The organism is Amycolatopsis balhimycina FH 1894 (assembly GCF_000384295.1).
Classification (GTDB): Bacteria; Actinomycetota; Actinomycetes; order Mycobacteriales; family Pseudonocardiaceae; genus Amycolatopsis; species Amycolatopsis balhimycina.
In genome coordinates this window covers 5,114,856-5,128,846 of record NZ_KB913037.1, presented here as the reverse complement: position 1 = coordinate 5,128,846, position 13,991 = coordinate 5,114,856, and the positions used below count along the sequence as shown (strand labels likewise).

Genomic DNA, 13,991 nt, shown 5'->3' with positions numbered 1-13,991 from the left:
CCCGGTGTCCACCGTCAAGGATCACCTCCAGCGGGAGTTCAGACGGTTCCGGTGCGCTCTCTTATGAATCTTGCCTGGTCATAGCAGTATGTCCGGCGGCTGTGAGGGAAGCCACAGTTGTTTCATCTTTTGTTAACACAGTTTTTTTGGGGTATTGAGACGACCGTCACGCTCAGGCGTCGCGTCGTGCCGTGACGAGCACGCCGGCCACGAACAGGGCAACGCAGATCGCCGCGAAGTAACCGAGGTAGCCCCACGGCCCGAGCGGCGCGGACGGCAGCTGCAGCGGGCCGGTGGAGAAGCCGGCCGCGCCGACGAACTCGTCGGCGGCGTGGAACGGCATCCACTGGTAGATGTGCTTGCCGACGCCCGGGATGAAGACCAGCACGCCTTCCAGCACCTGCGTCCACACGAGGACGATCGTCAGCGCGAAGGCGACACTGCGGAGCAGAAGCGCGACGCCGACCCCGGCCACCGCGGTGAACAGGAACACCAGGCTCTGTCCGAGCACCGAACGCCAAGCCGCGGCCGAGTGCAGCGCGAGATCGGCGTCCGGCTGCACCAGCGACGCCAGGCCCCACGAGCCGAAGCCGACGACCAGGCCGAGCACGGTGCCGACGGCGCCGACGACCACCACCTTCGCCACCAGCGCGGGCACCCGGCTCGGCACCGCCTGGAACGTCAGCCGCATGGTGCCCCAGTTGAACTCCGACGCGGTCGCGAGCACCGCGAGGACGAGCAGCACGGTCCGGCCGTTGCCGCTGGCGAGCTGGGTGTTCCCGACGGTCGCCGGGATCTCCGGCCCGGCCAGCGCGAAGAACAGCAGGGTGAAGCCCAGTGGGGCGACGAGCGCGATGGCCAGGCACCACCACGGCGCGCGGGTGCTGAACAGCTTGATGCGTTCGGCGCGGAGGAGGTGGGCGATCATCGGGAGGCCTCCGGGGAAGACGCGGCGGGGAACTCGACGGCGTCGCGGGTGAGGTCGAGGTAGGCCTGCTCGAGCGAGCCGGTGACCGGGCTCAGCTCGTGCAGCGTCGCGCCGGCGTCGAAGGCGAGCTGCCCGATCCGGTCACTGTCCAATCCGGACACGACGAAGGCGCCGCCCGCCTCGGTGAACTCGGCCTGGCCGGTCAGTGCGGCGCGCAGCTCGGCCGGGTGGGGCGTGCGCACGCGGACGCCGTGTTCGCTCGTCTGCGCGACGAAGTCGTGCATCGTGCCCTGGTAGATCAGCCGGCCCCGGCCGATGACGACGAGGTCCTGCGCGGTCTGCGCCATCTCCGGCAGCAGGTGGCTGGAGACGAACACGGTCCGGCCCTCGGCGGCCAGCGTGTGCAGGAGCTGCCGGATCCAGGCCATGCCCTCGGGGTCGAGGCCGTTCACCGGTTCGTCGAACAGCAGCACGCGCGGGTCGCCCAGCATCGCCGCGGCGATCCCGAGCCGTTGCTGCATGCCGAGTGAGTACTGCAGGACGCGGTTCTTGGCGACGCTCGTCAGCCCGACCAGCGCCAGCACCTCTTCGACGCGCTTGTCCGGAATGCCGTTGGTCGCGGCCAGCCAGCGCAGGTGCTCGCGTCCGCTGCGGCCGGGGTGGCGCCAGGTGGCGTCCAGCATCGCGCCTACCGTCCTCAGTGGATCTTTCAGCTGCCGGTACGGGACGCCATCGACGAGGACCGTGCCCGCGTCGGGTGTGTCGAGGCCGAGGATCAGCCGCATCGTCGTGGACTTGCCGGCGCCGTTCGGGCCGAGGAACCCGGTGACGCGCCCGGACCGCGCGGTGAACGTCAGCTCGTTGACCGCGGTCGTGGCGCCGTACCTCTTGGTCAGTGCGGTCGCTTCGATCATGGGCTCCCCCGTCCGTCGAGGGGAGCCTACTGCGAAACACCGAATCCGGGTCGCCCCCCGACAGCGCGACCCGGATTCGGTGTTTTCCCCTGTTACCCCTCAGGCGTCCCGCTTCTTCGCGACCCCGAGCGCGACGAGCAGGAACACGATGGCGATGCCGGCGAAGTAGGCCAGCGCCCAGCCCGGGCTCAGCGGCGAGTCCGACGGCGGCGGGCCGTCGACGACCGCCGAGCCGCGCAGGAACTTGTTCGCCACGTTGAACGGCAGCCATTCGTGGATGTGGTGCCCGATCTTCGGGATCAGCTGCACCAGCTCTTCCACGGCCAAGTAGTAGATGAGCAGCAGGGCGATCGCCCCGGCGCTGTGCCGGATGAGGATCCCGAGCGCGACGGCGAGCACGGCGGCGATCGCGAACACCGGCCCGAGCCCGGCGACGTTCAGCCAGTCCTGCGTGGTGTGCAGGCCGAGGCCGTCGTTCGGCCGCATCAGCATGCCGAGGCCGAGGGCGCCGAACGCGGCGATCTCGCCGATCACGAGGGCCACCAGCGCGACGACGACCGCCTTGGCGACCAGCGCCGGCGAGCGGTGCGGCACGGCCTGGAACGTCGTGCGGATGGTGTTGAAGCGGTATTCGGTGGTCACCGCGAGCGCGGCGAGCACCATGACGACGGCGATGCCGAACTGGGAGCCGCCGAACTGGGTGGCGGACATCGTGAGCCGGTCTTCGGACGGCGTCGCGCCGGCGATGATCGCGGCGAAGCCGATGGTCAGGGCCAGGGTGATGAGCGCGCACCACCACGGCGAACGAGTGGAGAACAGCTTGATGCGTTCCACGGCGAGCAGGTTCATGATCTTGGTTTCCCCGGTTACTTGGCGGACTCGAGTACGTGCTGCGCCTCGGCGTCGAGGCCGGTGTGGTACTCGACGGAGTCGCCGGTGATCTGCATGAAGGCCTGCTCGAGCGAGCCGGTCTGCGGGCTCAGCTCGTGCAGCACGATCCGGTTCGCGGCGGCGATCTCGCCGATCTTGTCGCTGTCCATCCCGGACACCACGAGCGCCTTCTCGTCCCCGGTGACCCCCGCGCTGGCGCGCTGCAGGGCGTCGCGGAGCTCGGCCAGCTGCGGCGAGCGCACCTTGACCGTGTTCTCCGCCGCGCGGGAGACGAAGTCTTCGGTGGACGACTGTGAGATCAGCTTCCCCCGGCCGATCACCACGAGGTTGCTCGCGGTCAGCGCCATCTCCGAAAGCAGGTGGCTCGACACGAACACCGTGCGGCCTTCCTCGGCCAGCCGGTGCATGAACTTCCGGATCCAGAGGATGCCCTCGGGGTCCAGGCCGTTCACCGGTTCGTCGAAGAGCAGCACCTCGGGGTCGCCGAGCAGGGCGGCCGCGATGCCGAGCCGCTGCGACATGCCGAGCGAGAACCCGCCGGCGCGCTTGCCCGCGACGCTGGTCAGGCCGACCGTCTCGAGGACCTCGTCGACGCGGGCGTCGGGGATGCGGTTGGACTTCGCCATCCACTGCAGGTGGGCGCGCGCCGAACGGTTGGGGTGCACCCACTTCGCGTCGAGCAGCGCGCCGACGGTGCGCAGCGGCTCCTTGAGGTCGTGGTACTTCTTGCCCCCGATGGTGACCTGGCCGCCCGTCGGGTTATCCAGGCCCAGGATCATGCGCATGGTCGTGGACTTGCCCGCCCCGTTCGGGCCGAGGAAGCCGGTGACCTGGCCCGCGGCCACGGAGAACGACAGGTTGTTCACCGCCAGCGTTTTTCCGTACCTTTTGGTGAGGCCGGTTGCCTCGATCATGACTGCTCCTCTTCCGCCCCTCGCTTACGACGCGTTCATCGTCGCGGGTCGGAGCCGGTTCGCGCGTCACCCTGTGGACCGAACCGTGCCCCCTACCTGAGTAGTACCTTGCTGGCTCTTCGGCCGATGCGCGATCCGTGATGACCCTGAGGCGACCCTGATTCGCGCCCATTAATGAACTGTGGTTCAATAATGGCGTGGCCCGGCCGAGGAGCATCACCGACGAGCGGTTGCTGGGTGCGGCGGAGACCGTGATCGGCCGCTGTGGCCCCGGTTTCACGCTGGCGCAGGTGGCTTCGGAAGCGGGCGTCTCGGTCGGCACGGTCGCGCAGCGGTTCGGCTCGAAGAGCGGCCTGCTGCAGGCCATGAGCCGGCGGGCCACGCGGCGGGCGGTCGAGCTGATGCGGGAGTGCGCCGGGCGGGCGGACGACCCGGTCGACGGCCTGCGCGCCGCGGCGGTGTCGGTCTACGCGGTCCTCGGTGACGCCGAAGAGGCGGCGAACCACCTGGGCCAGCTCGGCGTGGACATCGGCGACCCGGTGCTGCGGGCGCTGCTGGGCGAGCACTTCACGGCGGTCGAAGAGGAACTGCGGCGGCTCGTGCGGGCCGCGGCGCCGTCGTTGCCGCACGCCCCGAGCGTGCCGCGGGCGGCCCGTGCGGTGCTCGGTGTGATCAACGGGGTGTCGATCGACTGGTCGATCCGGCCGCACGGGCGGCTGGCCGACCGGCTGGCGGAGGACGTCGATGCGGTGCTGGCCGCGTGGCGGGGACGGGAGGAAACATGAGCTCGAAGGGCAAAGTAGCGGTGGTCACCGGGGCGACCCGGGGCTGCGGCAGGGCGATCGCGGTGGAGCTGGGCCGCGCGGGCGCGACGGTGTACGTCACCGGCCGCACGACGCGCGAAACGGTGTCGCCGATGAAGCGCCCGGAGACGATCGAAGAGACGGGCGAACTGGTCGAGGCGGCCGGCGGCAAGGCCGTCGTGGTCCGCTGCGACTTCACCTCGGTGTCCGATGTGGACGCACTCAAGGCCCGCATCGAGTCCGAAGTGGACGGAATCGACATCCTGGTCGACGACGTCTGGGGCGGCGACATGTACTTCCACTTCGACGCGCCCTTCTGGGAGACGCCGCTGCAGGACGCGCTCGACCTGACGCACAACGCGCTCGACACGCACCTCATCGCGCTGCACAAGCTCCTGCCGCTGGTGGTCGCCCGCCACGGCCTCGTCCTGGAGGTGACCGACGGCGACAACGACGACTACGTCGGCGCGGGCCTCCCCTACTACCTGGCGAAGTGCGGCATCCGCGCGCTCGGCCGGGCCCTCGGCGTCGAGCTGAAGAAGAACGACTGCGTCGGCCTCGCCGTCACGCCGGGGTTCCTGCGCTCGGAGTCGATGCTGGACCACTTCGAGGTCACCGAGGACACCTGGCGCGACGCGGTCGGCAAGCTCGCCCCGGTCGACTTCAAGATCTCCGAGACGCCGTACCTGCTGGCCCGCGGCGTCGCGGCCCTGGCGCAGGACCCGGAGGTCGCGCGTTTCGCCGGGCAGACGCTGGCGTCGTGGACGCTGATGAAGGAGTACGGCTACACCGACGTCGACGGCGACCGCCCGAACTTCGGCCGCTGGCTCACCGAAGTCCGGCACGCGGGCAAGGACCCGGCGACGACCCCGCCGGACGACTTCCGCTAACTCCAAAGCGCCACTTTCACGTGAAAGCTACGTCCTGGGCCCGCCACTTTCACGTGAAAGTGGCGGGCTGTGGACAACTTCGAGCGTTGTGGACAACTGGTCGATAGTTGATCTTGAAATGGCGAGTGGTGACCGGTCGTGCGGCACGCTCGGGTCGTGTCGTTCACCTCTGCCGACCTCGTCGAGTTCGCTGAGCCGTTCCTGGGCAGCCACGCCATGGTCACGGGCGCGGTTACGGAACGGGCCCTGCGCTCCCCACTCTTCACCAGGCTCTTTCGCAACGTCTATGTGGCTTCGACGGTCCCAGTCACGCATGTCCTGCGGTGTAAAGCGGCTGCGCTGCTCGCGCCGGACGGTGCGGTTCTCACCGGGTGCTCGGCCGCGGCCGTCCGCGGTATAGAGCTGGTGGGCGCGCAGGAACCGGTCGAGTTCGTCCTGCCCGAAAGGCTGCTGTTCGCCCTGCAAGACGGGGTGCACATCCGGCGGACCAGCCGGGGGCGAATCGACAGCGAGCCGTGGCAGGAAATCCGCCTGGCCTCTTCGCTGCGGCTCACCCTCGACATCCTGACCAACACGAAGCTTCATCGTTCGCTTCCAAGGGTCACCGGCTACCTGGACGCTTTGCTCCGGGCTGGGGAAGTGGCTGCTTCAGAGCTGGCGGATTACCTGAAAGGCCGCCGTGACAACGGGATCGTTCGCGCGAAGAGAGCCTTCCGGCTCGCTGATCCCCGCGCGGAAAGCATCCCCGAGTCCGAGCTACGGGTCTGGCTTACGGTTGCAGGCCTGGAACCCGATCTTCAGGTTTCGGTCGTCGATGAACGAGGTGCCTTCGTGGGCCGGTTGGACCTGGCCTTTCCCGAGCAGAAGCTCGCCGTGGAATACGACGGTGACTGGCATCGGGATGGCATCCAGCCCCAGCGCGATGAGGGCCGTCGGCAAGCGATCCGCGCACTGGGCTGGCGCTTCGTGATCGTCACTAAAGCCGAGCTTTACGGGGCACCGAAGGCCGTCGTCGAGTCCGTCCGAGCGGCACTTTCACGTGAAAGTGCCGCTTGAGACGCTAGCCGAGGCCGGGGCGGGCGAGGCCGGTTTCGTAGGCCAGCACCACCGCCTGCACCCGGTCCCGCAGCTCCAGCTTCGCCAGGATCCGCCCGACGTGCGTCTTCACCGTCGCTTCGGACAGGAACAGCGCCTCCGCGATCTCCAGGTTCGACATGCCCTTCGCGATCAGCACGAGCACTTCGCGCTCGCGGTCGGTCAGGACGTCCAGCTCGGCGGTGTCGCGCATCGGCGAGCCGCCCGTGCCGACGAACCGGTCGAGGAGCCGCCGGGTGACCGACGGCGACACGACCGCGTCGCCCGAGGCGACCGCGCGCAGCGCCGACACCAGGTGGTCGGGCTGGGTGTCCTTGAGCAGGAACCCGCTCGCCCCGCCCTGCAGTGCCGCGTAGACGTACTCGTCGAGGTCGAACGTCGTCATCACGAGCACCCGCGCGGTGCCGGCGGCGACGATCTGCTTGGTCGCCTCGACGCCGTCGAGCACCGGCATCCGGACGTCCATCAGCACGACGTCGGGGCGCAGCTCCTCGGCCAGCTTGATCGCCTGGGCGCCGTCGCCCGCTTCGCCGACGACGTCGAGGTCGGCCTGGGCGCCCAGCACCATCCGGAAGCCGACGCGCATCAGTTCCTGGTCGTCGACGACCACCACACGGATCACTTGTCCAACCTAACCGGCAGGGCCGCACGGACCTGCCATCCACCACCGGGAGCCGGGCCCACGTCGAGGGTCCCGCCGTACACGTGCGCGCGTTCGCGCATGCCGATCAGGCCGTTGCCGCCCGGCACCGAGAGCCGCGGGTCACGCCGCCCGCCGGCCGGGGTCAGCTGCGGGACGCGGCCGGCGCCGTCGTCGGACACCAGCACCTCCACCAGGTCGCCGGTGCGCTGCACCCGCACCGCCGCGGTCGCGCCGCGCCCGGCGTGCTTGAGCGTGTTGGTCAGCGACTCCTGCACGATCCGGTAGATCCCCAGCGAGACGCCGGCCGGCAGGTCGCCGAGCTCGCCGAGCTCCAGCTCCACCGGCACCCCGGCGGTGCGCATCCGGTCGGCCAGCTCGGCGAGGGCGTGCGCGTCCGGCTGCGGTACCCGGGGCTCGCCGTCCGCGTCGTCGCTGCGGAGCACGTCCAGCAGGCGCCGCAGCTCGCCGAGGGCGCCGCGGCCGGTCTCGGAAATCGTTTGCAGGGCCCGTTGCGCGAGCTCGGGGTTGCTCTGGATCGCGTACGACGCGCCGTCGGCCTGCACGACCATGACGCTCACCGCGTGCGCGACGACGTCGTGCAGTTCGCGCGCGATCCGCCCGCGCTCCTCGGCCACCGCGATCCGGGTGGCCTGGTCCCGTTCGGTCTCGAGCAGGTGCAACCTGGCCTCCACTTCCACGTCGTAGGCGCGCCGGGCTCCGACGAATTCGCCGAGGGTCCAGCACAGGGCGATCCCGAACGCGAGGAACACCGCCGAGATGACGAGCTCGTCCGACGGGCCCAGCGCCAGCATCAAGGCCGAGCCGGCCACGACCGCGCCGACGTACACCAGCCCCTGCCGCCGCCCCGCGTAGACGACGACCGAGTAGATGCTCATCGCCAGCCCGGCGATGCTGGCGACGCCCAGTTCCAGCGTCCCGTGCACGATGCTGATCACCAGCACGACGTAGGCCGACCACAGCGGCGACCTCCGCCGGAACACCAGCGGCACCACCATCGCGATGTCCACCGGCACGGCGATGTACCAGGGGGGCAGCGTGGCGATCTCGGAGAGACCGTCCGCGGCGAACAGCAGCATGTCGAACAAACCGAGCAGGACGGCCAGCACCGTGTCGCCCGCCATGGGGTGGGCACGCATCCAGAGACTCAGCCGTCGCACCACACAACACTAGGTCGAGCGGCGAAGCCCGCGCGTCGGTCGTCGGTAGCACCTTCGGTGAGACCTGGGGATGAGGTGCATGGCACGATTCAGGGGTTGTTCTCGTACGACCGGGGAGGGGCAGGGGGCCGTGACGTCACCGGAGCAGGGCCGGCTCGCGGGTCCACTGTCGATGTCGGTGGCCAACCTGTGTCACCGCCTGCAGCCGCAGGTCTCCGCGCGCACCGCCGCCGGGTTCGCCGAGGTGCTGCGCCGGCTCGGCGCGCCGCTGCAGGTGGCCGTCGCCGGCCGGATCAAGTCGGGCAAGTCGACGCTGGTCAACGCGTTGATCGGGCGCCGGGTCGCGCCGACCGACATCGGTGAGTGCACGCGGCTGGTGACCCGGTTCCAGTACGGCACGGTGGACCGCGTCGAGATCGTCTTCACCGACGGCCGCAAGCAGGTGCTGCCCTTCGCCGCCGACGGGATGATCCCGGCCGAGCTGGGCGTCGACATCGACAAGGTGTCGCACATCGAGGCGTACCTGACCAACGCCGTCCTCCAGGGCATGACGGTGATCGACACCCCGGGCCTCGGCTCGCTCGACGCCGCTTCGGTGTCCCGCACCGAGCAGCTGCTGGGCGCGGCGAAACACCGCAAAGAAGAGGACGACGAAGAGGGCTCGGACGCGCTCGACGACACCTCGCGCAACGCCGTCGCCGGCGCCGAAGCCGTCTTGTACGTCGTCACCCAGGGCGTCCGGGCCGACGACCAGCAGGCCCTCGCCGCGTTCACCGCGGCCACGGCGAGCCGTGAGGCGGGCCCGGTCAACGCGATCGCCGTGCTGAACAAGGCCGACACCATCGCACCGGAGTCCGTCGAAGGCTCCGGCGGCGACATCTGGCAGGCGGCGACCCTGCTCGCCGAGAAGCAGGCGTCGACGTTGAAGCCGCGCGTCGCCGACGTGCTGCCGGTCATCGGGCTGATCGCCGAATCCGCCGAGTCCGGCGGGTTCACCGCCGCCGACGCCGAGGCCCTGCGGCAGCTCGCCGAGCTCGACGACGACGTCCTGCAGACCATGCTGATCTCGGCCGACATCTTCACGAGCTGGGAGTGCGACGTCCCGGCGGGCACGCGGCTGCGGCTGCTGGAGAAGCTCGATCTCTTCGGCATCTCCCACGCCGTCGAGGTCGTCCGCAAGGAACCGGAGATCACCGCGGGCGCGCTGCGGCGTTCGCTGCTCGACGCGTCGGGCCTGGAAGCGGTGCGGCAGCGGCTGGCGGTGGTGTTCGCCGCCCGCGCCGACGGCATCAAGGCAGCCGCCGCCCTCGCCTCGGTCACCGCGCTCGCGCACGCCTCGGCCGACCCTGGCGAGCGCCAGCGCGTCCACGACGCCATCGAGGTCCTGCTCGCCAAGCCCGAGGCTCACCAGCTGCGGCTGCTCGAAGCCCTGACGCTGGTCGCCTCCGGCGCGGTCGACATGCCGGAGGACCTCACCGAAGAGGTCCTGCGGGTGGGCAGCAACGCCGACCTCGGTGCCCAGCTCGGCAAGCCCGGCGCCCCGCGCCAGGAGCTGGCCGCGCACGCCCTCGAACGGGCGGGCTGGTGGCGGTCCTTCGCGTCCTTCGGCGCGACGCCGGCGCAGGGCCGCGTCGCGCACGTCGTCCACCGGGCGTACTTCCTGCTCTGGCAACAGGTCCGCGACCCGCAGGGGTGAGTTTGTCGCTCCGTGCCGACTTTCCCTGGTAGCCGCGTTTTCCCGCGTACTGTGGAAACGTGCAACGGGAATACACGACGTCCTGGCGGGCGGGTTGGGGCAGCGAGACCGAGGTCGACGTCGCGCTGTACATCCGTGACGCCCTGGCCCTGTCCGTTTCCGAAGGACAGGTGCTGCCGCCGGTCGAGCCGCAGGTCCCGGTGCACATCCCGGCCGCGATCGACCGCGCGGCCGTCCAGGAGCAGTGGGCCGACTGGTGGGTCGACCTGCTGGCCTTCCTCCGCAACCGCGAGGACCCGGACCCGCGCAGCCCGCGCAACCGCTACGGCAGGCCGGCGCTCACCCAGGGCTCGGCGATGCGGCAGGCGATCGACTTCTTCGGGCCCGCGGCGGCCCGCCACTTCGCCAACGCTCGCGGGCCCGCCCTGCGCGGCGCGGGTGAACCGGCGGGCAGCACCCCGTGGGCGCCCGGCTTCTACCGGCGCCAGATCGTGGCCAGTGAGCGGCTCAGGCAGCTGGTCCGCGAGGCCGAGGTGCGGCAGGGGCGGCACGCCTACCCGTTCCGCCTGAACGTCATCGAGATCTCGGTCGCGGGCTCGATCTGGCTGCGCACGGCCGAGGACCAGCTGCTCGTCTCGTCCCGGCTCGCCGAGGACGGCCCCGGCCTGGAGGCGGTCCTCCGCAAGGTGATCGACCAGCTGGTCTGACGCCGGCCTCCGGACGATCCTGATCCGGTTCCTTCGGCCCGTTTCGTCCCCGGACGGTGCCTGAGTCCGCCAGACTGTCGTCATGGCGTGGTTTCGCAAGGACGGAACCGACCGCGGTTCCGTCGCGTCGGACACCGATGTGCACCCCCTGCAGCAGGTCACCGATCTCGAGCGGGCTCTCGCCGATCGCCACGCGCTGATCCAGATGTGCCTCTACGCGCTGGACCGCGCCCGCAGCGGCGGCGTGGTCGAACGCCTGGAAGAGGGGCTCGCCGCGATCGGCGTCCAGGCCCTGCGGCCCGACGGCGAGCGGTTCGACCCGGCGCGTCACGAAGCCGGCGGCGCCGTCCCGACCGAGGACCCGGCGCTCGACGGCATCGTCGCGGAAACCGAGGTCACCGGCTTCGCCGACCACGACCGGCTGCTGCGCGCCCCGATCGTCACCGTCTACGCGAAGAAGAACCCGTGAGCGCACCGACCGCGCCGAGCCTGCCCGCGCAGGTCGCCGCGACCCGAGACCAGCTGCTGACCCTCGTCCGCGACGCCGATCCGGACGCCGCCAAGTGGGTCGACGACGTCCGGAAGGCGCGGCCGAAGAAGCCGGCCGTCGTGGTCGTCGGGGAGACGAACCGCGGGAAGAGTTCGCTGGTCAACGCCCTGCTCGCGCGGCCAGGACTGTCCCCTGTGGACGCCGACGTCGCCACCGCGACCTACCTCGTGTTCGACCACGCCGACGCCTGGGGCGCGCGGGCCTGCTACCCCGGCCAGCTCGCGCCGGTGCCGATCGACCTCGGCCAGCTGATCCACTGGGTGTCCGCCGCGCACGAGCTGCCGCCGGGCCAGATTCCGCCGCGGTACGTCGAGGTCACCGGTCCGGTGCCGCTGCTGGAACGGCTTTCGCTGGTGGACACGCCGGGCGTCGGCGGGCTCGACTCGATGCACGGCGAGCTGGCCAAGGAAGCCGCCGCGGGGGCGACCGCGCTGCTGTTCGTCGTCGACGCCTCGGCGCCGTTCACCTCGACCGAGCTGCAGTTCCTGCGTGACGTCGGCGAGCGCGTCGAGACCGTCGTCTTCGCGCTGACCAAGATGGACATGTTCCGCGGCTGGCGCGAGATCCTGGAAGCCGACCGGCAGCTGCTGCGCGAGCACGCGCCGCGCTTCGCCGACGCGGTGTTCCACCCGGTGTCGGCGCGGATGTTCGAGACCGCGGCGAAGGCGCCCAACGAGCAGATGGCCGCGATGCTGCGGGAGAAGTCCGGCATCGCGGCGATCCAGATGGCACTGCAGGAGCTGCTCGTCGGCCGGTCCGCGATGCTCGGCGAGGCGAACACACTGCGTGCGCTGTCCAGCGCGCTGGGTGAGCTGAAGGCGAAGCTGCAGGCCGAGAGCCGGGCGCTGTCGGCAGGCGAGGCCGAGGCCGAGCAGCTGCGCGAACGCCGTGACCAGCTGCAGGCCGAACGCCGGACGTCGACCCGCGGCTGGCAGCTGAAGCTGCGCGGCGAGGTGCAGCGCACCCGCGTCGAGGTCGGGCACGAGAGCGCCCGGCAGATGCGGGACGCGCAGACGCACTTCCGCCAGCTGATCGACGCGGCCAAGCGGGACGAGCTGGCCGCGCTGCCGCAGCAGGTCGACATCGCGCTGCAGACGACGTCGCAGCGGATCTCGATGCTGCTTTCGCAACGCCTGAACCAGGTCACCAACGTCTCGCTGTCGGAGCTGTTCTCGCCCGAAGAGCTCGACGTCATCCGCGCGCAGTTCGCCAGGGCCGGCGGGCCGCCGGTGGTGCTGCGCCCGCCGGACAAGAAGCCGCCGACGGCCGAGGACAAGCTGCTCGTCTTCATGGGCATCTCGGGTGGCGTCGGGGCCGGGAAGGTGGCCGCGTTGCCGCTCGCCGGCGTCGCGATCCTCAACCCCGTCGTGCTGCCCGCGACGATCATCATCGGCCTCGGCGCCGGCTGGTGGCTGGCCCGCACGCGCAAGCACGCGGCCGACAAGCAGCACATGAAGCAGTGGCTGGTCGAGGCCATCGCGGACGCCCGCTCGACGCTCGACCAGCTCGTCGCCGAGCAGCTCATCGAGGCCGAGCAGCAGCTGTCGATGGCCCTCGACGAAGCTCTGGGCCGTCGCATCGACGCGATCGAGGGCGAGCTGAAGGAAGTCGACAAGACGATCAAGATGGGCGCGCAGGAACGCGCCAAGAAGATCGCCATCGTGTCGAAGCGGCTGAAGGAGGTCAGTGACGGCCGCGAGCGTGCCGAAGCCTTCCTGACCCGGATCAGGGCCCTGCGGGACCAGACAGCCTGACCGGCCACCCGGTGGTCCGGTTGTGGAGCGGAACCGAACGGGCCTACGGTGAGTCATACCCTCCGACAGCAGGTCAGAGACGGCGTTACCCGGTTCAAAGGGGGAAGTTCCCATGTGGGTCGACGAGAGTGGCGGCAGCGACACCGACGCCTCCAGCCCGGACGCGATGACCGTCCACGTCGACGGCCAGGAGTACCAGGCCGAGGTCAACTACGACGTGAACGACGACGGGGTCAACGACACCGCGATCATCGAACACGACGACGGGACGTCCCAGGCCTTCATCGACACGAACCACGACGGCGAGGCCGACCAGTACGCCGTGCTGGACCAGACCGGGCACGCCGTCGACCAGGCCGTCTACGACGAGGCCAGCGGCGAGTGGGTGGAGTCGCACGGTGCGGGCCACGACGACTCCGGCACCAGTGGCCGGGACGCCGGTTCCGGCGGCCACATCCACGCCGACATGCCGGACGGCGAGGTGGACGCGGGGGCGGCGACCATCGACACCGACCACGACGGGCACAACGACACCGCCATCGTCGAGACGAAGAGCGGCGGCACCATCGCCTTCACCGACAAGGACGGCGACGGCGAAGCGGACATCGCGGTGCAGACCGAAGCGGACGGCACGACCACGACGTTCGAGCACGCCGGCCCCGGCCAGTGGACCGAGGTCTCCAGTGGGCTGATGGACTCCGGCAGCGACAGCGACCCCGCGGGCGACGCCGAGTGGGGTGGCGCCGGCACGCAGACGCTCGAGGGCGTCGCGCGCATCGACTCCGGCACCGGGCAGTGGATTTCGCCGAACTGAACGTAACCCACGTCACAGTTTGAAAGCCCGGGGCCGCGGCCCCGGGCTTTCTTCATGTCTTCAATGAAAACGACCAGGTCACGGCTGTGACTCGACCCACCGGAAGATTTTCAGCGAATACACCGATCAAGTGACGTCTGAATCGATTCCCTTATCGTTCTTGTGAGAGAACCTACACGTCAGCTCTCGGTTACTTGCCGGTCATGCGGCTACT

14 protein-coding genes are annotated in these 13,991 nt (G+C 70.2%); 8 read left to right on the top strand and 6 right to left on the bottom strand.

Going from position 1 to position 13,991, the window contains the following annotated elements; all coding sequences use genetic code 11:
• Positions 1-172 precede the first annotated feature (172 nt).
• From A3CE_RS0122940 to A3CE_RS0122925, 4 genes are all read right to left on the bottom strand, one after another.
• The gene (locus A3CE_RS0122940; protein ID WP_020642459.1) at positions 173-928 is read right to left on the bottom strand and encodes an ABC transporter permease; all 756 of its coding nucleotides are present in this window, start codon (positions 926-928) and stop codon (positions 173-175) included.
• The gene (locus A3CE_RS0122935; protein ID WP_020642458.1) at positions 925-1,842 is read right to left on the bottom strand and encodes an ABC transporter ATP-binding protein; all 918 of its coding nucleotides are present in this window, start codon (positions 1,840-1,842) and stop codon (positions 925-927) included. The genes A3CE_RS0122940 and A3CE_RS0122935 overlap by 4 nt, the downstream gene beginning before the upstream one ends.
• 99 nt (positions 1,843-1,941) lie before the next feature.
• On the bottom strand, positions 1,942-2,691 hold the full coding sequence (locus A3CE_RS0122930; RefSeq protein ID WP_020642457.1) for an ABC transporter permease: 750 nt from the start codon (positions 2,689-2,691) through the stop codon (positions 1,942-1,944).
• Positions 2,692-2,708: 17 nt separating this feature from the next.
• Positions 2,709-3,647 carry an ABC transporter ATP-binding protein gene (locus tag A3CE_RS0122925; RefSeq protein ID WP_020642456.1) on the bottom strand — a complete coding sequence of 313 codons (939 nt, stop codon included), beginning with the start codon at positions 3,645-3,647 and terminating at the stop codon, positions 2,709-2,711.
• 197 nt (positions 3,648-3,844) lie between these two features.
• Here A3CE_RS0122925 and A3CE_RS0122920 point away from each other — a divergent pair, with 197 nt between their 5' ends.
• The 3 genes from A3CE_RS0122920 (at position 3,845) to A3CE_RS0122910 (ending at position 6,396) form a co-directional block, all read left to right on the top strand.
• Positions 3,845-4,432, top strand: coding sequence for a TetR/AcrR family transcriptional regulator (locus tag A3CE_RS0122920; RefSeq protein ID WP_020642455.1), 588 nt, complete (start codon positions 3,845-3,847; stop codon positions 4,430-4,432).
• Complete coding sequence (locus A3CE_RS0122915) at positions 4,429-5,340, top strand: SDR family NAD(P)-dependent oxidoreductase (protein WP_020642454.1); 912 nt, start codon at positions 4,429-4,431, stop codon at positions 5,338-5,340. Before A3CE_RS0122920 ends, A3CE_RS0122915 begins: the two co-directional genes overlap by 4 nt.
• 156 nt (positions 5,341-5,496) lie before the next feature.
• Positions 5,497-6,396 (top strand): endonuclease domain-containing protein, encoded by a 900-nt coding sequence (locus tag A3CE_RS0122910; protein WP_125591664.1) that lies wholly within the window; start codon positions 5,497-5,499, stop codon positions 6,394-6,396.
• 4 nt (positions 6,397-6,400) lie between these two features.
• Here the strand turns inward: A3CE_RS0122910 and A3CE_RS0122905 are convergent, their stop codons facing one another.
• Together A3CE_RS0122905 and A3CE_RS0122900 are read right to left on the bottom strand one after the other, a co-directional pair.
• On the bottom strand, positions 6,401-7,057 hold the full coding sequence (locus A3CE_RS0122905) for a response regulator (RefSeq protein ID WP_020642452.1): 657 nt from the start codon (positions 7,055-7,057) through the stop codon (positions 6,401-6,403).
• On the bottom strand, positions 7,054-8,235 hold the full coding sequence (locus A3CE_RS0122900; protein ID WP_425387613.1) for a sensor histidine kinase: 1,182 nt from the start codon (positions 8,233-8,235) through the stop codon (positions 7,054-7,056). The genes A3CE_RS0122905 and A3CE_RS0122900 overlap by 4 nt, the downstream gene beginning before the upstream one ends.
• Before the next feature lie 193 nt (positions 8,236-8,428).
• Here A3CE_RS0122900 and A3CE_RS0122895 point away from each other — a divergent pair, with 193 nt between their 5' ends.
• From A3CE_RS0122895 to A3CE_RS0122875, 5 genes are all read left to right on the top strand, one after another.
• Positions 8,429-9,952: a dynamin family protein gene (locus A3CE_RS0122895; protein ID WP_185839798.1), complete on the top strand. Its 1,524-nt coding sequence runs from the start codon at positions 8,429-8,431 to the stop codon at positions 9,950-9,952.
• 59 nt (positions 9,953-10,011) lie between these two features.
• Complete coding sequence (locus tag A3CE_RS0122890) at positions 10,012-10,659, top strand: hypothetical protein (protein ID WP_020642449.1); 648 nt, start codon at positions 10,012-10,014, stop codon at positions 10,657-10,659.
• Positions 10,660-10,741: 82 nt separating this feature from the next.
• Positions 10,742-11,128 (top strand): nucleotide exchange factor GrpE, encoded by a 387-nt coding sequence (locus A3CE_RS0122885; protein ID WP_020642448.1) that lies wholly within the window; start codon positions 10,742-10,744, stop codon positions 11,126-11,128.
• Positions 11,125-12,963, top strand: a complete 1,839-nt coding sequence (locus tag A3CE_RS0122880) for a dynamin family protein (protein ID WP_020642447.1) — start codon at positions 11,125-11,127, stop codon at positions 12,961-12,963. The genes A3CE_RS0122885 and A3CE_RS0122880 overlap by 4 nt, the downstream gene beginning before the upstream one ends.
• A 112-nt stretch (positions 12,964-13,075) precedes the next feature.
• Positions 13,076-13,777, top strand: coding sequence for a hypothetical protein (locus tag A3CE_RS0122875; RefSeq protein ID WP_020642446.1), 702 nt, complete (start codon positions 13,076-13,078; stop codon positions 13,775-13,777).
• The last annotated feature ends 214 nt before the right edge of the window (positions 13,778-13,991 follow it).

Coding starts and splice junctions, on each gene's coding strand:
- A3CE_RS0122940 (WP_020642459.1), bottom strand. CDS start 928: ATGATCGCCCACCTCCTCCGCGCCGAACGCATCAAGCTGTTCAGCACC.
- A3CE_RS0122935 (WP_020642458.1), bottom strand. CDS start 1,842: ATGATCGAAGCGACCGCACTGACCAAGAGGTACGGCGCCACGACCGCG.
- A3CE_RS0122930 (WP_020642457.1), bottom strand. CDS start 2,691: ATGAACCTGCTCGCCGTGGAACGCATCAAGCTGTTCTCCACTCGTTCG.
- A3CE_RS0122925 (WP_020642456.1), bottom strand. CDS start 3,647: ATGATCGAGGCAACCGGCCTCACCAAAAGGTACGGAAAAACGCTGGCG.
- A3CE_RS0122915 (WP_020642454.1), top strand. CDS start 4,429: ATGAGCTCGAAGGGCAAAGTAGCGGTGGTCACCGGGGCGACCCGGGGC.
- A3CE_RS0122900 (WP_425387613.1), bottom strand. CDS start 8,235: ATGCGTGCCCACCCCATGGCGGGCGACACGGTGCTGGCCGTCCTGCTC.
- A3CE_RS0122895 (WP_185839798.1), top strand. CDS start 8,429: ATGTCGGTGGCCAACCTGTGTCACCGCCTGCAGCCGCAGGTCTCCGCG.
- A3CE_RS0122885 (WP_020642448.1), top strand. CDS start 10,742: ATGGCGTGGTTTCGCAAGGACGGAACCGACCGCGGTTCCGTCGCGTCG.
- A3CE_RS0122875 (WP_020642446.1), top strand. CDS start 13,076: ATGTGGGTCGACGAGAGTGGCGGCAGCGACACCGACGCCTCCAGCCCG.